The organism is Affinirhizobium capsici (genome assembly GCF_977018625.1).
Genome location: NZ_CDRNXD010000004.1, coordinates 2,499,877 through 2,518,384, shown reverse-complemented (window position 1 = coordinate 2,518,384; position 18,508 = coordinate 2,499,877). Strand labels below are relative to the sequence as shown.

Sequence of the window (18,508 nt, the reverse complement as noted above, 5' to 3'; positions counted from 1 at the left end):
TGTTCGGTCGGTCATCACCCGTACCAACAACAGGAGAGTTTCATGGCAGACAGGGACCCGACAAGTTTCGGGGGTGACCGCCCTAACCCCACCCCCAGTTCCAACCCCACTTATGGCAATTTGAGACCGGAAGCGCCGCGTACCTCTGTCTCATCCACTGCTCCACAGAACCAGCCTCAGGCTCAAACTCCTGCCAATCTGCGCCAACAGGTGCAGGACGACGTGCACGCCGTGCGCGATATGGCGAAGGAACAGATGGACCATGCCAGCGCCAAGGCGCAAGACATGGCCGAGCAGCAAAAAGGCTATGCTGCTGAGCGCGTGGCAGGCATCGCTGATGCCATCCAACGGGTTGGCTCCGAACTGGAGCAGGGCGAGAACCGGGAGATCGGGCGTGTTGCTCGCCAGATGGGGCAGACCGTTCAGCGCTTCGCGGAAGACATCAAGGGCAAGAACATGAGCGAAGTAGCCGGTATGGCTGAAGACTTCGGTCGTCGCCAGCCGCTCGCTTTCCTAAGCCTTGCCGCCATGGCGGGTCTGGCTGCCAGTCGCTTTATCGGCGCATCGGCAAGTCGCCAGGCCTCGCACACGCCGCACAGAACGAGCGCCGCCGTGAAACCTGCAGAAAGCCTTAAGTCCTCCCCCTCCGCAACCCTGAACAGCACGGGAGCATCCAATGTCTAACCAGACTGATAATCGTCCCTTGTCAGAACTTGTGACAGGCCTGGTTGCCGATGTATCCGGGCTATTTCGCAAGGAAATCAACCTTGCCAAGGCAGAAGCCTCCGAAAAGGTCTCTCGCGCCATGAGCGGTGTGGAAATGCTCGCGGCTGGTCTCGTCTTTGCCATTGGTGCCATCGGCGTTCTTCTGGCCGCCGTGGTGAGTGGCCTTTCGGCGCTGCTGCTGAACATGGGGTTTGCCGAACGTAATGCCGATGCCATTGCCGCAGTCGTCGTGGGTGTCATCGTAGCCTTGATCGGCTGGGGCATGATTTCACGCGGGCTTTCCGTGCTCAAGGGAAATTCGATGACGATGGATCGCACCGCGACGTCACTGCGTCGTGATGCCCAGGTGCTGAAGGAGAGAACCTGATGTCTTATACAAACGACGCACGGCCGGAAGAGATTGAACGCGAGATCGAGAAAGACCGCGAGCGTATCGGTGCCAAGCTGGATGAAATCCAGAGCCGCATGTCTCCGGGCCAGATGATCGACGAAGCTTTAGCCTATGCCAAGTCGAGCGGCGGCGGCGAGTTTTTATCGAACTTCACCACCTCCATGAAGACGAACCCCATTCCCGTTGCTTTGATGGGTGTGAGCCTTGCCTGGCTGATGTCTGGCCAGAGAACCACGACAACGGCCGAGGTTCGTGACGTGGAGCATCCGCTTGCGCCAGTGACAGGTTCTGTTCGCCGAACCGGCCCAGTGCAGCAGGATGGTGCGCATCGCTACAGCCATTTCGCCGACGAGGCCGGCAGCCGCTTCAAGGCGCTGACGGATGAAACAGGCCGACGTGCAGGTCACTTCACGGATGAAGCTGGCCGTAGCTATCGAGGTTTTGCGGACAAAGCTGGCAGGCAGATGCATGATATCCGCGACGAAACCGGCAAGCTGTTTGACGATGCTTCCGGCTGGATCGCTGCCTCCTGGGAAGATCTGAAGCATTCGGCTGCACGGGCGACCCGCCACGTCTCGGAAGCAGGCCGCTCCGCGGGCAAGGCTTCCATGGATATGGGTGCTTCTGTACGCGATTCGGCTCAGGCTTTGAATGAAACGATCATGCGCCAGTTCCGTGACCAGCCGCTGGTTGGGGGTGCGCTCGCCTTCGCCGTGGGTGCAGCAATCGGCGCGACCTTGCCGCGCACTGAACGCGAAGATGAAATGATGGGCGAAATGTCCGATCAGGTGAGGGGCAAGGTTGCTGCGCAGGCGTCCAATGCGCTTGATCGAGCTGAAGCGGTAGCCACGGACGTTTCTCGTTCTGCCGCTGCTGTTGCCTCCGATGTTCACGCTGCTGCCAAGGAGCGCATTACCGAAGAGGCTCACCAATTCCAACAGAACGGCAATGGCTCCCAGGCCACTCGCCCGCATTGAATTCTATATTAGCTTGCAACAATAAAGGCCCGTCAAACGTTGACGGGCCTTATGCTTTGATGGATTGGCGAATGGATACGACACGGAAACTTGAACTGTTCGCCCGTGCTGGATATGCGGCCCGGGGCCTTGTCTATGTGCTTGTCGGCCTGATGGCTTTGCTCGGCAGCCTCGGTGGTGGCAGCCCTGATTCCAAATCGGCGCTTCAACTGGTTCTGAGCCAACCGCTAGGACGGGTCTGGCTGGGTATCGTTGCCGTTGCGATGGTGGGATTTATCCTCTGGCGGCTCATTCAGGCGGTGAGTAACGCAGATCACCACCCGGATAATCTTAAAGGTTATGTGGTGCGCGCGGGTCTGCTCGTGAGCGCAATTACCTATGGCGGTCTTGCCATTTTCGCAGGCGGGCATGCTTTGGAGCTAGGTGGAGGTGGGTCTGGTGACGGGTCCAAAAGCTGGACTGCGTGGCTGATGCAGCAACCGCTGGGCCGAGTTCTGGTTGCGATTGTCGCCGCATGTATCCTCGGTGCGGGAATTGCCCATATCGTGAAGGCCGTAACAAGAGGCTATCACAAATATTTGTCTTTCGATGCGCGCGCACATTCCACTCTCGACATTTTTTGCGTCTTTGGCCTGATTGCCAAGGGATGCGTATTTCTCATTATCAGCACGTTCTTTTTCTACGCCGCGTTTACGGTCGATCCTGCTCAGGCAGGAAGCATGGCTGATGCGCTGACATGGGTGCGGCAGTTGCCATTTGGCGGACTGCTCTATGTGTTGATGGGGCTTGGCCTTGGTAGTTTCGGTTTATACAGCTTTGTCGAAGCGCGTTACCGCAAGATTACACCGCCAAGCATGGCCGAGGCGCGAGGTGCGCTGCCTATTTGATTAAGAAGGATATGGAATCTGAATGCTGCAAGGTAAGGTAACAGGGTATTTCATAGAACGCCTGCGTGGGGTGGAATTTGTCACCCTCATCTCTTTCGCCATTCTGGCTGGCGGCCTTTTCCTGTTCGCGACGATCGCAGGGGAAGTTCTGGAGGGCGACACACATGCGCTGGATGAAACCCTGCTTCTTCTGCTGCGGCAAACAGATAACCTGGGTCAAACCATCGGTCCCTTCTGGGTTTCCCATGCGGTGAAGGATATAACCGCGCTTGGCGGCGTGACCGTGCTGGCTTTGATGACAGGCCTCACAACCGCCTACCTCCTGTTGTCACGCCGCTTCAGCATCGCCATCTTCACAGCCTGCTCTATTCTTGGGGGGTGGCTCGTAAGCTCAGCACTGAAGATTGCCATTGCAAGACCGCGACCGGATATCGTTCCGCATCTGGTGGATGTGAGTGACCTGAGCTTTCCAAGCGGCCACGCCATGCTTTCTGCGGTAACCTATCTTACACTTGGTGCCCTGTTATCACGCACGCAGAAAACCCCGGCAACACGCCTTTTCATGATCGGTACTGCGCTATTCCTGACGCTGATCATCGGCATCAGCCGTATTTTTCTTGGTGTTCATTATCCAACGGACGTTTTGGGTGGTTGGTGCGCGGGCGCTGCCTGGGCCGTTGGCTGCTGGCTGGTTGCGCGGCGCTATATCTCAGCTAGGCCGGAGCCTGAGGCGTAAAGCGGACCGGTCTGCGAATGATATTTAAGAAGGAAGAGTGGATGGCGGACAGAGAGGGATTCGAACCCTCGATACGCTTTCACGTATACACGCGTTCCAGGCGTGCGCCTTCAACCACTCGGCCACCTGTCCTTGATCCAAGGGCTGCGTCGGAAAGTCTCGCGAAGCAGCGGTCGGGGCGGATATATACCTATGAATTTCAAAGGATCAACCCGCTTTTGAAAGATTTATGACTCCACCCACAGCCGAGAGACGCTTAGGCGGGCAATTGGCCTGATTGCCAACCCTTGATGACACGTATAGGTTTGGCGCCATACCGCCGAAACTTGAGCTGAACGGGTTTGCCCATGGCCTTTTTCTTCCGTTTCCTCAGCCTGCTTTGTCTTCTAGCGGCTATTGCTGCAGGCACGGTGGATTCGATCGCGTCTGTCGCGTCCTTCAAGGTGACGTTGACGAGTTTCGAGACCGACTGGCTCTCGTTCAGCCCCTCGACGCTCGCACTGGTAAAGCAATGGGTGGAACACTACATTCACCCTGAAGCCTGGCGCAGCGGTGCAGCCATTGTGATTGCGCAGCCGGCCTTCGTGGTCCTGCTTGGCCTGTCTCTCGTATTCTGGATGATCGGTTATCGACGTCGCCGCGCGGAACCATTGCTCGTTTAGCAACACTCGCATGCGCCATATTGAAGGAGGTTCATGATGTTTCTCATCGATATGTTCAACAAGAAGACGGTGATGCCAACCAGTGATACGGCGCTGCCTGGCCGTGATGAGGCTTTGCCGACGGCGACGCATCATTTCGTCAATGGCAATCCGCTAAAAGGTCCCTATCCCGATAATATGCACGTTGCTTATCTGGGCATGGGTTGCTTCTGGGGCGCGGAACGCCTGTTCTGGAAAATGCCGGGCGTCTGGGTCACTGCGGTCGGTTACCAGGGTGGCATCACGAAAAACCCCACCTATCATGAGACGACCACCGGCATGACCGGGCATGCGGAAATCGTGAAGGTTGTCTTTGATCCTGCCGTCATCAGCTATGACACGCTGTTGAAAACCTTCTTTGAAGAGCATGACCCGACGCAGGGTATGCGCCAGGGTAATGATATTGGCACGACCTATCGTTCGGCGATCTATACGACAACGCCAGAACAACTGAATGCGGCCAAGGCTGCGAGGGATCGGTTCCAGCAGGCACTTGAGGCTGCCGGAAAGACGTCGAAGATCACGACCGAAATTGCTCCTGCCGAAGAGTTCTTCTATGCGGAAGATTATCATCAGCAGTATCTGGCGAAGAACCCTGGTGGCTATTGCGGCTTGAAGGGTACGGGCGTTTCCTGCCCTGATGGCGAATGAACTGACGAAACTTTCAGCAGATAGCGGCGGCAGTGTGCAGCTCCGCCGCTCTTTCTGCGCAGTTCGTGGTCAAGTCGTGCCTTTTTTACCAGTTGAAAAATTTCTGGTGAATTTCGATTGAAGCCATGCAAGGATAAGGCCTCGCCAGGCATAATAACAAAGCTGGCATCCGCAGACATGCCCTGATGGGCGTGCGGGGGGACCCACGATGAACTGTAAAAATAATAGGGCTGCACGATGAAGAAATCCCTTCTTACTCTCCTTGCGATGGCCGCGCTTTCCACCACGGCATTGGCTGCCGATGTGAAGCCGGCGCTGGTTTACGGCACCGGCGGCAAGTTCGATAAATCCTTCAACGAGGCAGCCTATCAGGGTGCTGAGAAGTTCAAGAAGGAAACCGGTACCGATTACCGCGATTTCGAGCCTACCAGCGATACACAGGGCGAGCAGGCCATTCGCAACTTCGCGTCCAAAGGCTTCAACCCTGTCGTGGCCGTTTCCTTTGCCTGGACGTCCGCCATGGAAAAGGTTGCCGGTGAATTCCCTGACACCAAGTTTGTGATCGTGGATTCCGTCGTGAACCTGCCGAACGTTCGCTCGGTCGTCTACAAGGAAGAAGAAGGTTCCTATCTCGTCGGCGTTCTCGCCGGCATGGCTTCCAAATCCGGCAAGGTCGGCTTCGTCGGCGGCATGGATATTCCGTTGATCCGCAAGTTTGCCTGCGGTTATGCGCAGGGCGCCAAGGCAGCGAACCCGAAGATCGGATACTTGCAGAACATGATCGGCACCACGGGTGCGGCGTGGAACGACCCGGTTCGCGGTGGTGAGTTGACCAAGAACCAGATCGACCAGGGCGCCGACGTGATTTACGCAGCAGCAGGCGCAAGTGGTCTCGGCGTGCTCCAGACCGCAGCCGACAACAAGAAATATTCCATCGGCGTTGACTCCAACCAGAACCACCTGCACCCAGGCTCCGTTCTGACGTCCATGGTCAAGCGCGTCGATCTCGCCGTATACAACGCCTACAAGGATACTGCGGACGGCAAGTTCTCCGGCGGCATTCAGAGCAACGGCGTGAAGGAAGACGGCGTGGCTTATGCTCTTGACGATAACAATGCCAAGCTGATCACACCGGAAATGAAGACCGCGGTTGAAAAGGCCAAGGCTGATATCATTGCCGGAACCGTGAAGGTTCACGACTACATGTCGGACAACAGCTGCCCGATGTAAGAAAGAACAAGGGGCGTATGGTGTTATCTGCATCATACGCCCTCTTCATGTCCGGCTTCCGGAAAGAAAGGCAGTGCGCGTGAGCCAGAATCCAGCAATTGAACTGGTGGGCATCGATAAAAGCTTCGGTGCTGTTCATGCCAACAAGAATATCAATTTGAAGGTGGAGAAGGGCACGATCCACGGCATCATTGGTGAGAATGGTGCTGGGAAATCCACGCTCATGTCCATCCTCTATGGCTTTTACCAGGCTGATAGCGGCGAAATCCGTATCAATGGCCAAGCCCTGAGCATCAAGGACAGCCAGACTGCGATCGCCTCCGGCATCGGCATGGTGCACCAGCATTTCATGCTGGTTGAGAACTTCACGGTTCTCGAAAATATCATGCTGGGCGCAGAAGGCGGGCAGTTGCTGGCCAAGGGGGTTTCTGCCGCGCGCAAGGAATTGAAGCGCCTGGAAAGCGAATATGACCTGAAGGTCAATCCGGATGCTGTAATCGAGGATCTGCCGGTTGGAACGCAGCAGCGTGTGGAGATCCTGAAGGCTCTCTACCGGGGTGCGGATATTCTGATCCTCGATGAACCGACCGGCGTGTTGACGCCAGCGGAGGCCGACCACCTGTTCAAGGTGTTGAAGGTGCTGCGCGATCAGGGCAAGACGATCATTCTCATCACGCACAAGCTGCGCGAGATCATGGCGATTACAGACGAAGTGTCCGTCATGCGTCGCGGTGAAATGGTGGCCACCTGCAAGACGGCTGAAACCACGGTGGAAGAACTTGCGGAGCTGATGGTAGGCCGGCGTGTGCTCCTGCGCGTTGAAAAGGGCGAAGCCAATCCCGGCAAGGTTCTGCTATCGGTCAAAAATCTCACAGTTAAGGACAGCCGTGGTGTGACCATGGTGGATAATGTCTCCTTCGACGTGCGCGAAGGGGAAATCGTCGGTATCGCAGGCGTAGCAGGAAACGGGCAGTCCGAACTGCTGGAGGCCATTGCCGGTATCCGCAAGCCATCCTCCGGGGAAATCCTGATTGACGGACAACCAATTGCGGGAGCGGACCCGGCGCGCCTTCGCGATATAGGTCTTGCCCACATCCCGGAAGACCGGCACCACATGGGCCTCGTTTTGAAATTCGAAGAATATGAGAATGCCGTGCTCGGCTACCATCGCGATCCAAAATACGGAAAAGGTGCGCTGCTCGACCTGAAAGCCATTGAGGCCGAAGCGGTGGAGAAGATCGAGAAATACGATATTCGCCCGCCGAACCCACATCTAAAGACGGCAAACTTTTCTGGCGGCAACCAGCAGAAGATCGTCGTGGCGCGTGAAATCGAGCGCGATCCAAAGGCGCTGATCATCGGTCAGCCGACACGCGGCGTCGACATCGGTGCTATCGAGTTCATTCACCGCCGTATCGTCGATATGCGCGATGCCGGGAAAGCCGTTCTTCTTGTTTCCGTGGAACTTGATGAGATTCGCTCGCTTTCCGACCGCATCATCGTGATGTTCGCGGGCAAGGTGGTCGGCGAGAAGACCGCTGATGCAGGCGAGCAGACCTTGGGCCTGATGATGGCGGGGATTGCTGCATGAGCGCGAAACTTACATACCTCAGCCTTCGTGCTAGCACCCATTACTCTTTCAGCCATGAGCCAACGGACGCAGCAGTGATTTTCCGTGGCATTCTGCGTTTCAGGACAAGCTGCCTATGAGCACCGCCTCCGTACCCCTTCCCAATTGGATCACATACGGATTGATACCGCTGCTCAATCTGATCGTGGCGTTTTTCATCTCAGGCATCGTGGTCTGGTGGATCGGCGAAAACCCAATCGAGGCGTTGAAGCTGTTGATTGAGGGGGCGCTTGGTCGCGGCGACGCCATCGGCTTTACGCTGTTCTACACCACGAGCTTTATCTTTACCGGCCTCTCCGTGGCAGTGGCCTTCCATGCGGGACTGTTCAATATCGGTTCTGAAGGGCAGGCCTATATCGGTGGTTTGGGTGCCGCACTCGTGGCGCTTTCGCTCGACCACTATGTTCCCTGGTATGTGACCATGCCGTTTGCCGTCATCGGAGCTGCGGTTTTCGGTGCCGGTTGGGCCTTCATTCCAGCCTGGCTTCAGGCCAAGCGCGGTAGCCATGTCGTCATCACCACCATCATGTTCAATTTCATCGCTGCGGCGCTGATGGTGTATCTGTTGGTGAATGTGTTCATCGTCCCGGGCAAGATGGCACCAGAAACGCGCACCTTCCTTCCTGGTGGCCAATTGCCGAAGCTGGATTGGTTGATGGCAATATTCGGTGCAAAGCTGGGCCCGGCTCCGTTCAATGTGTCCTTCATCATCGCTTTGGTGATGTGCTTTCTGGTGTGGCTGCTGATCTGGCGCACCAAGCTGGGCTATGAAATGCGCACACTCGGCATCAGCCCATCCGCTGCCGTCTATGCAGGCATTCCCTATTCGCGCACGGTTATCATCGCTATGCTGATCTCCGGTGGTCTTGCGGGCATGATGGCGCTGAACCCGGTCATGGGTGCATCTGCGCGCCTTCAGGTGGAATTCGTCGGTGGCGCGGGCTTTGTCGGTATTGCTGTGTCGCTTATGGGACGCAGTCATCCCGTTGGCATAATCTTCGCAGCCCTCCTGTTCGGAATTCTCTATCAGGGAGGGGCTGACCTTTCTTTCGAGATGCCGAACATCACACGCGAAATGATCGTGGTCATCCAGGGCTTGGTGATCCTTTTTGCGGGAGCGCTGGAATATATGTTCCGACCAGCCATGGTTACGCTGTACCAGCGTTTCAAACGAGCCTGAGGAGGACGTCATGGATTTCTTCGATATCGTCGTCAGCATCCTCGGCTCGACCATTCGCCTGTCGATCCCGCTGCTGTTTACAGCCCTAGCCGGCCTGTTTTCTGAGCGCGCAGGTGTGTTTGACATCGGCCTGGAAGGAAAAATGCTGGCGGCAGCTTTTGCCTCCGCCTGCGTCGCCTACATTACAGGTAATCCCTGGCTTGGCCTTCTGGGCGGCATTGGCGTCTCGATCGTCTTTTCGCTGATCCACGGTTTTGCCTCGATCACCAATCGTGGCAACCAGATTGTTTCCGGGGTGGCGCTGAACTTCGTGGCGGCGGGCCTGACGATTGTTCTGGGCCAAGCCTGGTTCGGGCAGGGCGGGCGCACACCGCAGCTGGCTGGTGAGGCGCGCTTCTCGCCCATCATCCTACCCTTTGCCGATGCCATGCGTGATGTGCCCTACATCGGCCCGCTCTATGCCAATGTCATTTCCGGCAACAATATCCTGACCTATCTGGCCTTCGCTGCCGTTCCAATCTCCTGGTGGGTTCTGTTCCGCACACGCTTCGGTCTTCGCCTGCGTGCCGTGGGTGAAAACCCCGGTGCGGTGGATACGGCGGGCATTTCCGTCACATGGCTGCGTTATCGCGCTGTCATCGTCGCAGGCTTCCTCTGCGGTTTCTCAGGTGCCTATCTCTCAATCGCGCAATCGGCCGCTTTCATCAAGGATATGTCTGCGGGCAAGGGCTATATCGCGCTTGCCGCGCTCATTTTTGCCAAATGGAAGCCGGTTCCAGTGATGTTTGCCTGCCTGCTGTTCGGCTTCCTTGATGCCTTTGCCAATTTTATGCAGGGCAAGGCTGTCCCGGGCATTGGCGAAGTGCCGGTGCAGATTTTCCAGGCACTGCCCTATATCCTCACCTGTATTCTGCTGGCAGGGTTCATCGGTATTGCGCATCCGCCAAAGGCAGGTGGCGTGCCTTATACGAAGGAGCGTTGAGTTTCCATGTCCCACGATCTTTTCGAAGCGGCACGCGATGCGATGTCGAAGGCCTATGCGCCATATTCCAAGTTTCCGGTGGGTGCCGCCATTCGTGCCGATGATGGCAAGGTCTATGTTGGCGCAAACATCGAGAACCTGTCATTTCCCCAAGGCTGGTGCGCTGAGCCTACGGCCATCGGCAACATGGTGATGGGTGGTGGTCGCAAAATCGTCGAACTGGCCGTCATCGCCGAAAAGCTGGCGCTCTGCCCGCCCTGCGGCGGTTGCCGCCAGAAGATCGCCGAATTTGCCGGTCCTGAGACACGTGTCTACCTGTGCGACGAGGTGGGAGTGCAAAAGACCATGACCATGGAAGAGCTCTTGCCCTTCTCCTTCAAGACCGAGATCCTTGGATGAGGTCTGTCATCGATCTGCTGGTTGATCGCTTCGACGGCTTGATGCCGCGCCATGCCATTGTTTTGGGCTCTGGTCTTGGCTCATTGGTGGGTGAAATTGCCGATCCCATTCGCCTGTCCTATTCCGAACTACCGGGATTCCCCAAAAGCGGTGTGACCGGCCATGCGGGAGAACTGGTCGCAGGCGTTCTTGGCAAGCACCCGGTCATCATGTTGTCCGGTCGCGCGCATTACTATGAGCATGGCGACGCGGCAGCCATGCGTTTTCCCATCGAAGTGCTGCAGGGTCTGGGTGTGCAGTCGCTCATTCTGACGAATTCCGCTGGATCGTTGCGGGAAGATATGCCGCCCGGATCGGTCATGCAGTTGACTGACCACATCAATTTTTCCGGCATGAATCCGCTGATTGGAACAGGCGGAGACCGCCGTTTCGTGGGCATGACCAATGCCTATGACGAGGCTCTGTCGCTTGCTATTCGCAATGCTTCCATTCGCACGGGAAACCCCTTGTTTCAGGGCGTATACATGTGGTTCTCGGGCCCGAGCTTCGAGACACCGGCAGAGATTCGCATGGCGCGACTTTTGGGTGCCGATGCCGTTGGAATGTCCACTGTGCCAGAAGTCATACTCGCGCGTCATGTTGGTTTGAGGGTTGCCGCATGCTCCGTCATCACCAATTATGGGGCGGGCATGACTGGAAATGAACTGTCACATGAAGAAACCAAGGAAATGGCGCCCAAGGGCGGAAGGCGTCTCGCCGAGATTTTGAAAGCCATGTTCGGCCAGGATCAAATTCCTTAAGCCGTTGCTTCGCTCAAGGTGGCGAAGCTGTTTAATGCATCAAGCGCATTGGGTTGCGCCTCATCGATTGAAGGTTAAGAATGAATTCTCCGACGAAGCCGGGAGGGATCACCATGGAACTGCTGGGCCCGCGTGAGGTCGCCGCGTTTGCGCTATCACTGCTGGATCTGACCAATCTGCGTGACGATTGCGATGCCGCTGCTATCGAGACCCTCTGCAAACGTGCGCATGGGCCGAGTGGAGACAGTGCAGCCATTTGCATCTGGCCGCGTTTCGTGGCGCAGGCTCGTTCTATCCTGGGCAAGTCCAATGCCATTCGCATCGCGACTGTCGTGAATTTTCCTGGCGGCGATTTGCCCGTGGAAACGGTTGTCGAGGAGACGCGTAAAGCGATTGAGGATGGCGCGGACGAGATCGATCTGGTTATCCCCTACCGGAAATTCATGGCCGGTGATGAGACGAGCGTCAGCGAGATGGTGCGTGCCGTACGCGCTGCCTGCCCCAAGGCCTGTCTGAAGGTCATTTTGGAGACTGGCGAGCTGAAGGAAGCGTCGCTCATCCGTCGTGCTTCCGAACTGGCCATTGCAGAAGGGGCAGATTTCATCAAGACCTCAACTGGCAAGGTTCAAGTGAACGCGACGCTGGAGGCAGCCGACATCATGCTGCAAGCTATTCGCGATAGCCGCAAAAAGGTGGGCTTCAAACCTGCGGGCGGAATTTCAACCGTGGCCGATGCGGATCTCTATCTGCGGCTTGCAGAAACGATCATGGGTGCGAATTGGCTGATGCCCTCAACCTTCCGTTTCGGGGCATCCGGTCTGCTGGACGATATTCAGTCTGTTCTTTCGGGCACGACTTCATCCGTTCCATCGAGCGGATATTGATATGATGCTGCCGCAGGAAATCATCCGTCGCAAGCGCGACGGACAAACTCTTTCCGTTGAGGAAATTCGAAGCTTTATCGCTGCCCTGACAAGAGAGACCATTACCGAGGGTCAGGTTGCAGCTTTCGCCATGGCTGTCTTCTTTCAGGGCATGAGCCGTGAGGAAACCATCGCGCTGACGCTGGCCATGCGGGATTCCGGCGATGTGCTGCAATGGGAGCGGGCAAGACCGCTGGCGGACAAGCATTCCACAGGCGGCGTGGGGGATAATGTATCCCTTATGCTCGCACCCATCGCTGCCGCATGTGGTCTGGCCGTGCCAATGATTTCCGGTCGAGGCTTGGGTCATACGGGTGGGACGCTGGACAAGCTGCAATCCATTCCCGGCTACCAGATCATGCCCAGCACCGAGATGCTGCAAAAGACGATCAAGGATGTTGGCTGCGCCATTATTGGCCAGACAAGCAATCTGGCACCGGCTGACCGTCGTCTCTATGCCGTTCGCGATGTAACGGCGACGGTGGAATCCATTCCCCTCATCACGGCGTCCATTCTCTCCAAGAAGCTGGCGGAGGGGTTGGATAGTCTCGTACTGGACGTGAAGTTCGGCAATGGCGCTTTCATGCAGAAGCCGGAAGATGCTGAGGCGCTGGCCAAGGCATTGGTTGACGTTGCCAATGGCTCTGGTGTCAAGGCATCTGCCATGTTGACCGATATGAACGAACCGCTGGCCGATGCTGCGGGTAATGCGCTGGAAGTTGTTCACTGCATAGAGTTTCTGGAAGGCAAGAAGGAAGGCACGCGGATTGAGACCGTTACACTCGCCTTCGCAGCAGAAATGCTGTTGCAGGCAGGTGTGGTAGATAGTCTCGAAGCTGGCCGCGAGAAGGCGAAGAAGGCCGTGAGCTCGGGCCGTGCGCTGGAGACATTCTCACGCATGGTTCACGCGCTCGGCGGACCTATGGATTTCGTGCGCCACCCGCAAGACCACATGTTCCGCGCACCCTTCATCACGGCTGTCACGGCACCCGAAGCCGGTTATCTTTCAGCTTGCGATACGCGTGGCATAGGCTTGGCCATTGTAGAACTGGGCGGCGGACGCCTTCGACCCTCCGACGAGATTGATCACCGTGTCGGGCTGGATCGCATTCTTCCGCTTGGAACGCGGGTGGAGAAGGGCGAGCCAATTGCCTATGTGCATGGGGCGGACCAGGACTCTGCCGATAGGGCAGCCGCACGAGTGGCTTCGCTCTACACATTGACGGATGTTCCGGTGCTGGCGCGGCCCGTCATTGCGAAGAAGATAGCCTGAACAAGAGAGTGAGCGCGTATTCGGACAGGAAGCCGCTGCACAGTTCTTCTGGGAATATTCTATGGCGTGAGGCGCATCGATGCGCCTTCCACCTGAAAGGATGAAAGTCGTTTCAGGAAGGTCATACCGATCAGGGTGCCAGTCAGCGCCTCATCCTTCAGCACCATGGCATCGACATCCCGAACACGGATATTGCCGATCTCGACCCGATCCAGTTTGACGAGTGCCCCCTTGGTCGTTCCGTTGGCTGTGCCGACGGAGTAGCGATAATCCAATCCGTTGGCGGTGAATCCAAGTCTTCGCGCTGTCGTTTCATTGATGGCGATGGAACTGGCACCCGTATCGACCATACCGTCCACTTGTTTTCCGTTCAGCCTGAAGCTGCCGAGGAAATGCCCACGCGCATCGGCGCTGAGAAGAACCGATCCGCCATTGCTTGATGGGCTGGGTGTAGGAGAGGTCGCGGTATCAACGCTTTGCGGTGATCCGCTTTTCGGCAAGGCGGTTTCGTATCGCATCAGGTAGGGTACCTGTGAGGCGACGATGGCAATGCAAACAAAAAACAGAACTGGGCGAAGCATAGAATAATCCGGCGATATTCGAAGCCAGATTGACGCGAAAAGCCTAAACGAAAAATGCCCGAAACAGTGAGTTTCAGGCATCCTTGGCGGTTGGGTAAAGAAAGGCTTACTTCGTTCCGTACATGCGGTCGCCGGCATCGCCGAGGCCGGGCATGATGTAGCCCTTCTCGTTAAGGTGGCTATCGATGGAGGCCGTGAAGATCGGCACGTCTGGATGGGCTTCGCGAAAGTTCTTGATGCCTTCCGGTGCGGCCAGCAGGCAAAGGAAGCGGATATTTTTCGCGCCCCGTTCCTTCAGCTTTTCAATGGCTGCGATGGAGGAATTGCCGGTGGCAAGCATGGGATCGACCACGATGACCAGGCGTTCCGACAGCGCGTCTGGGGCCTTGAAGTAGTATTCGACCGCTTGCAGCGTTTCATGATCTCGGTAAACGCCCACATGGGCCACGCGAGCGGCTGGCACCAGTTCCAACATGCCTTCCAGCAAGCCGTTACCAGCTCGCAGGATAGAGGCAAACACCAGCTTCTTGCCTTCAAGAATGGGAGACTGAATCTCAGTCAGCGGCGTTTCGATAGTTTCCATCGTCAGTTCGAGATCACGTGTGACCTCGTAGCACAGCAGGGTGGAAATTTCCCGCAGCAGGCGACGGAAGCTCGATGTCGAGGTTTCCTTGCGCCGCATGATGGTAAGCTTATGCTGCACCAGCGGATGATTGATGACTGTAACGCCGTCCATGAGAACCTGCCTTCGCTCTTCTTATTTCTCTTATGCTTTCTTCATCTACGGAAATGGCGCATACCGCAAGCACTCAAGCGGCACTCAAGTGCGGTTTGTGTCGCGATCCCCAGCCGCTTCAACCGCTTTATCGAAACGGGCGAGAAGGGCCTGCCGTGTAGTCTCATCAACGAATGCGCATTCAAGCGCCGTGCGGGTCATGCTGTTGATGTCAGCGTCAGAGAAGTTCATGACCGATGCAGCGATCTCGTATTCTCTCAACAGCGAGGTGCGGAAGAAGGGTGGATCGTCGGAGTTGATGCACACGCGAACGCCCGCTTCAAAAAGCTGCGGCAATGGATGGCTCGTGAAATCCGGGAAAACGCCGAGCGCAACGTTGGAGCCAGGGCAGACTTCCAGAACCACCTTTTCCTCCACCAGCCGCCGCACGAGTTCTGCGTCCTCGATGCAGCGAACGCCGTGGCCGATGCGAGCCGGACGAACGAGATCGAGCGCATCGCGCACACTGAAAGCACCGCACACTTCGCCCGCATGGATGGTGAGGGCAAGGCCCGCATCGCGCGCAATATCGAAGGCAGGCGCATAATCTGCCACCTTGTTCATACGCTCCTCACCAGCCAGGTTGAAGCCTGTGATCAAGGGATTGCGGCTTGCGGCTGCATAGCGAGCAGCCCTGATGACGCTTTCCGGGCCAAAGTGGCGTTCGCCCGTCACGATGATGCGCGTGATGATGCCATGCTTTTCTTCCGCAGCATGAATGCCTTCACATATGCCATCGAGATAAGCATCCGCGCCGAGCCCGATCCGGTCGCCATGGTCCGGCGAGATAATGATCTCGCTGTAGATCGTGTTGGCGACAGCAAGTTCTGTCAGGTAGCTCTCGGTCAGAAGAGCGTAATCTTCACGCGTGCGAAACAGGGCGGCCACGCGATCATAAGCTTGAATGAATTCGGCGAAGTTCGTCCATGCATAGGTTTCGCCTTGCATAAAGCTGGTTGGATCAACGCCATAACGCCGTGCCTGAGCAAGGGCGAGGGCGGGAGGGGCTGCTCCTTCGATATGGCAATGAATTTCTGCCTTTAGAAGATGTGCGGTCAAAGGAAGCTCCGTCCGTGCTTTCCAGGCGCAACGCCCAGATGTTTGGCTATCGTTTCGCCGATATCGGCAAAGGTGGTGCGAAGGCCAACGGATCGCGGTGGAATGCCCGGCCCGAAGGCAAGGATCGGCACCCGCTCACGAGTATGGTCTGTACCCCGCCATGTGGGATCGCAACCATGGTCAGCCGTCATGACGAGCAAATCGTTGGGGCGTAATTTGCGGCTGACTTCACCCAACCGCTTATCGAATTCTTCCAATGCGGCGGCATAGCCAGCAACATCGCGGCGGTGGCCGTAAATCATATCGAAATCGACGAAGTTGGTAAAAACGAGATCACCATCCTCTGCCTCGTCCATGGCCTGTAAAGTGGCATCCATCAGCGCTTTATTGCCATTTGCCTTGATGACGCGGGTGACACCTTGATGGGCAAAGATATCGCCCACTTTACCCACCGCATGAACTTTGCGTTCCGCTTCAATCAACCGATCCAGCAGGGTGGGCTCCGGCGGTAAAACAGAGAAATCACGCCGATTGCCGGTGCGCTCAAATGTTTGCTGTGTTTCACCAACAAAAGGTCGGGCAATCACACGCCCGATATTCAGAGGGTCCAGCAGGCGACGGACGATCTCACAGAGCTTCAAAAGGCGTTCGAGCCCGAAATGCCTTTCATGCGCGGCGATCTGGAAAACGGAGTCGGTAGAAGTGTAGCAGATCGGTTTGCCACTGCGGATATGCTCCTCACCGAGCCGGGCGATGATATCAGTGCCGGATGCATGGCAATTTCCCAGAATGCCGGGAAGTTCAGCCTCTTGGCATATGGCCTCGACAAGTTCTGGAGGGAAGGCATCGCCTTCTGTGGAGAAATATCCCCAATCGAACGTGACCGGCACACCTGCGATTTCCCAGTGACCCGAGGGCGTGTCTTTGCCTTTGGAGACTTCCGCCGCTGCGCCATAAATACCGAAGGTTTTTTGTGGAACAGCCATTCCTGCCGGAAATTCGCCTGTAGCGAGTTTTGCTGCATGCACGAGACCAAGCGCGGACATGTTGGGCAGGCTCAAGGGTCCCTGGCGAACACCCGCTCGATCCGCCGCACCCGCTGAACAGAATTCTGCGATATGGCCGAGTGTATTGGAACCGAGGTCATTATAACGCTCTGCATCGCGCGCACCGCCGATACCAAAGGAATCCAACACGAACAGGAAGGCTCTTGCCATTCATCTACCCAGATACGAACTTGGAGCTAGGTTGCAATGTTGGTGCAACTTCGCTCTCAGAGAATTGTCTTTTCCCTCATATATTCGGCAGGGTCGTCCGGTAAAGCGTAATTCCAGAAAGACGGTATTCAGGCGTGCAGCCTAGCAATCCACACAGTCAATTGAGTCGCCCAACCGCTGGCGGTAAAAATAGCTGCGCGAGATGGTGATGGATCGCGTTTCGGCTGACAGCACGCCCGGCAACACCATAAAGAGTTCGTGTGGAACGGAAAGTTCGGCGCGCACCAGGAAGGAATTAGGGGTTTTCAGGTCGCCTGGCACGTCCGTTACGGTTGTTCCGACAGCGTAAGGCCTTGAGCCGGTTTGATCCCAGGACCACTTCACCTTGGGATTGCCGCCCCCATCAATGCTGATGCCAGTTATCTTTAGTGAAATCTTCGCAGCATTCGTATTGTAGGGCACGAAAATCGCCTTCGACACATCCACCATGCCGGAGAGGTATGCCTTGTTGACGCTGGTCTGCTGCGTCACCAGATCGGCGACTGTACCGGTTGCCTTCGTGACACGCTTTGACACGCTCAAACCAATGGTCAGCTCGAAGCAGCTAATGTAGAGCGCGATGAGGATGGGCGCGATAATGGCAAATTCTACCCCGCCAATACCCGATTTATCGACAAGGAAGCGACGAACCGGCAGGAGAATGCCTGTGAAGCGATCCATATGCTCTGAGGTGAGGTGACGCGCCATCACGGATAATCCTCGCTCTGCCAAGCCGAGGTGCCGATGATCAGGAAATCAGTCGGCATTGAGCCATTTGGACGGATGTTGGTGATATAGGGGCGGATGAGATCGGTCATGATCTGCCAACGATAATAGGCGCGCATCATGTTGATCGACTTCGGCCCGCCTGGGCTAAACCCAAAGGAAATCGGATCGATATCAGCATAGGGATCGTTCGATTGCCGCGGGATAGTGGTTGGTATGTTGGCGAAGGTGCTGAAGCTGCGTACATCGAGATAGAGCAGCTTGGGCGTCTTGATCTCTTCCGCTGAGCATTTGATCAGAATGGACACTTCATCGCAGAAAAGCTGACGAAACTGCTCTTTGGTCTTGTCGGTGGTACGACCAAGACCAACTGTGATTTGGCCGGTGCGCAACTGTCTGGATAGTGTTTCCGTGGCATTGGAGACGAGCTGCTCCGCCGTGTAGGCAACAAAGGTCTCGATGATTGCAAAAACAATCATGAAATAGGGAATAGCCAGAATGGCAAATTCGATTGCCGCGGCACCGTCCTGAGAGCGCCATATCCTGCGGCCGACCCGCTTGGAAGCAGGTGAGGCTGAACCTACGGATTGCGATCCGGCGTCCTGGCACATCGTTTTTCAGTCTC

21 protein-coding genes and 1 tRNA gene are annotated in these 18,508 nt (G+C 56.5%); 15 read left to right on the top strand and 7 right to left on the bottom strand.

Annotated features, from left to right (window positions below; genetic code table 11):
* Positions 1 to 42: 42 nt before the first annotated feature.
* The 5 genes from AC0JZ1_RS15470 (at position 43) to AC0JZ1_RS15450 (ending at position 3,717) form a co-directional block, all read left to right on the top strand.
* On the top strand, positions 43 to 684 hold the full coding sequence (locus AC0JZ1_RS15470; RefSeq protein WP_471883213.1) for a nutrient deprivation-induced protein: 642 nt from the start codon (positions 43 to 45) through the stop codon (positions 682 to 684).
* Positions 677 to 1,093, top strand: coding sequence for a phage holin family protein (locus AC0JZ1_RS15465; protein ID WP_471883212.1), 417 nt, complete (start codon positions 677 to 679; stop codon positions 1,091 to 1,093). Before AC0JZ1_RS15470 ends, AC0JZ1_RS15465 begins: the two co-directional genes overlap by 8 nt.
* Positions 1,093 to 2,094: a DUF3618 domain-containing protein gene (locus tag AC0JZ1_RS15460; RefSeq protein ID WP_471883211.1), complete on the top strand. Its 1,002-nt coding sequence runs from the start codon at positions 1,093 to 1,095 to the stop codon at positions 2,092 to 2,094. The genes AC0JZ1_RS15465 and AC0JZ1_RS15460 overlap by 1 nt, the downstream gene beginning before the upstream one ends.
* Before the next feature lie 71 nt (positions 2,095 to 2,165).
* On the top strand, positions 2,166 to 2,981 hold the full coding sequence (locus AC0JZ1_RS15455) for a DUF1206 domain-containing protein (RefSeq protein WP_471883210.1): 816 nt from the start codon (positions 2,166 to 2,168) through the stop codon (positions 2,979 to 2,981).
* A gap of 22 nt (positions 2,982 to 3,003) precedes the next feature.
* Complete coding sequence (locus AC0JZ1_RS15450; RefSeq protein WP_471883209.1) at positions 3,004 to 3,717, top strand: phosphatase PAP2 family protein; 714 nt, start codon at positions 3,004 to 3,006, stop codon at positions 3,715 to 3,717.
* Positions 3,718 to 3,759: 42 nt separating this feature from the next.
* Here AC0JZ1_RS15450 and AC0JZ1_RS15445 read toward each other — a convergent pair.
* Positions 3,760 to 3,849: transfer RNA gene (locus AC0JZ1_RS15445), tRNA-Ser, on the bottom strand.
* Positions 3,850 to 4,064: 215 nt separating this feature from the next.
* Here AC0JZ1_RS15445 and AC0JZ1_RS15440 point away from each other — a divergent pair.
* The 10 genes from AC0JZ1_RS15440 (at position 4,065) to deoA (ending at position 13,486) form a co-directional block, all read left to right on the top strand.
* A complete protein-coding gene (locus AC0JZ1_RS15440) occupies positions 4,065 to 4,379 on the top strand; it encodes a hypothetical protein (protein ID WP_471883208.1) in 315 nt (104 codons plus the stop codon).
* 36 nt (positions 4,380 to 4,415) lie between these two features.
* Positions 4,416 to 5,069: a peptide-methionine (S)-S-oxide reductase MsrA gene (gene msrA, locus AC0JZ1_RS15435; protein WP_471883207.1), complete on the top strand. Its 654-nt coding sequence runs from the start codon at positions 4,416 to 4,418 to the stop codon at positions 5,067 to 5,069.
* Positions 5,070 to 5,306: 237 nt separating this feature from the next.
* The gene (locus tag AC0JZ1_RS15430) at positions 5,307 to 6,299 is read left to right on the top strand and encodes a BMP family lipoprotein (protein WP_471883206.1); all 993 of its coding nucleotides are present in this window, start codon (positions 5,307 to 5,309) and stop codon (positions 6,297 to 6,299) included.
* 79 nt (positions 6,300 to 6,378) lie between these two features.
* Positions 6,379 to 7,890, top strand: a complete 1,512-nt coding sequence (locus tag AC0JZ1_RS15425) for an ABC transporter ATP-binding protein (protein ID WP_471883205.1) — start codon at positions 6,379 to 6,381, stop codon at positions 7,888 to 7,890.
* A gap of 115 nt (positions 7,891 to 8,005) precedes the next feature.
* Positions 8,006 to 9,109, top strand: a complete 1,104-nt coding sequence (locus AC0JZ1_RS15420; RefSeq protein WP_471883204.1) for an ABC transporter permease — start codon at positions 8,006 to 8,008, stop codon at positions 9,107 to 9,109.
* Between the two features lie 10 nt (positions 9,110 to 9,119).
* A complete protein-coding gene (locus AC0JZ1_RS15415) occupies positions 9,120 to 10,091 on the top strand; it encodes an ABC transporter permease (RefSeq protein WP_471883203.1) in 972 nt (323 codons plus the stop codon).
* 6 nt (positions 10,092 to 10,097) lie between these two features.
* Positions 10,098 to 10,490, top strand: coding sequence for a cytidine deaminase (locus AC0JZ1_RS15410; protein ID WP_471883202.1), 393 nt, complete (start codon positions 10,098 to 10,100; stop codon positions 10,488 to 10,490).
* Positions 10,487 to 11,290 carry a purine-nucleoside phosphorylase gene (locus tag AC0JZ1_RS15405; RefSeq protein WP_471883201.1) on the top strand — a complete coding sequence of 268 codons (804 nt, stop codon included), beginning with the start codon at positions 10,487 to 10,489 and terminating at the stop codon, positions 11,288 to 11,290. The genes AC0JZ1_RS15410 and AC0JZ1_RS15405 overlap by 4 nt, the downstream gene beginning before the upstream one ends.
* 113 nt (positions 11,291 to 11,403) lie before the next feature.
* The gene (gene deoC, locus AC0JZ1_RS15400; protein ID WP_471883200.1) at positions 11,404 to 12,174 is read left to right on the top strand and encodes a deoxyribose-phosphate aldolase; all 771 of its coding nucleotides are present in this window, start codon (positions 11,404 to 11,406) and stop codon (positions 12,172 to 12,174) included.
* A gap of 4 nt (positions 12,175 to 12,178) precedes the next feature.
* Complete coding sequence (gene deoA / locus AC0JZ1_RS15395; RefSeq protein ID WP_471883479.1) at positions 12,179 to 13,486, top strand: thymidine phosphorylase; 1,308 nt, start codon at positions 12,179 to 12,181, stop codon at positions 13,484 to 13,486.
* Between the two features lie 59 nt (positions 13,487 to 13,545).
* Here the strand turns inward: deoA and AC0JZ1_RS15390 are convergent, their stop codons facing one another.
* The 6 genes from AC0JZ1_RS15390 to AC0JZ1_RS15365 all read right to left on the bottom strand — a co-directional run bounded on the left by AC0JZ1_RS15390 (position 13,546) and on the right by AC0JZ1_RS15365 (position 18,494).
* Positions 13,546 to 14,067 carry a TIGR02281 family clan AA aspartic protease gene (locus AC0JZ1_RS15390; protein WP_471883199.1) on the bottom strand — a complete coding sequence of 174 codons (522 nt, stop codon included), beginning with the start codon at positions 14,065 to 14,067 and terminating at the stop codon, positions 13,546 to 13,548.
* Between the two features lie 106 nt (positions 14,068 to 14,173).
* Complete coding sequence (upp, locus tag AC0JZ1_RS15385) at positions 14,174 to 14,803, bottom strand: uracil phosphoribosyltransferase (protein ID WP_471883198.1); 630 nt, start codon at positions 14,801 to 14,803, stop codon at positions 14,174 to 14,176.
* Positions 14,804 to 14,887: 84 nt separating this feature from the next.
* Positions 14,888 to 15,901 (bottom strand): adenosine deaminase, encoded by a 1,014-nt coding sequence (locus tag AC0JZ1_RS15380; protein WP_471883197.1) that lies wholly within the window; start codon positions 15,899 to 15,901, stop codon positions 14,888 to 14,890.
* The gene (locus AC0JZ1_RS15375) at positions 15,898 to 17,118 is read right to left on the bottom strand and encodes a phosphopentomutase (protein WP_471883196.1); all 1,221 of its coding nucleotides are present in this window, start codon (positions 17,116 to 17,118) and stop codon (positions 15,898 to 15,900) included. Before AC0JZ1_RS15375 ends, AC0JZ1_RS15380 begins: the two co-directional genes overlap by 4 nt.
* A 141-nt stretch (positions 17,119 to 17,259) precedes the next feature.
* Positions 17,260 to 17,865 carry a TadE/TadG family type IV pilus assembly protein gene (locus tag AC0JZ1_RS15370; protein ID WP_471883195.1) on the bottom strand — a complete coding sequence of 202 codons (606 nt, stop codon included), beginning with the start codon at positions 17,863 to 17,865 and terminating at the stop codon, positions 17,260 to 17,262.
* Positions 17,865 to 18,494 carry a TadE/TadG family type IV pilus assembly protein gene (locus AC0JZ1_RS15365; RefSeq protein ID WP_471883194.1) on the bottom strand — a complete coding sequence of 210 codons (630 nt, stop codon included), beginning with the start codon at positions 18,492 to 18,494 and terminating at the stop codon, positions 17,865 to 17,867. Before AC0JZ1_RS15365 ends, AC0JZ1_RS15370 begins: the two co-directional genes overlap by 1 nt.
* Between the last annotated feature and the right edge of the window lie 14 nt (positions 18,495 to 18,508).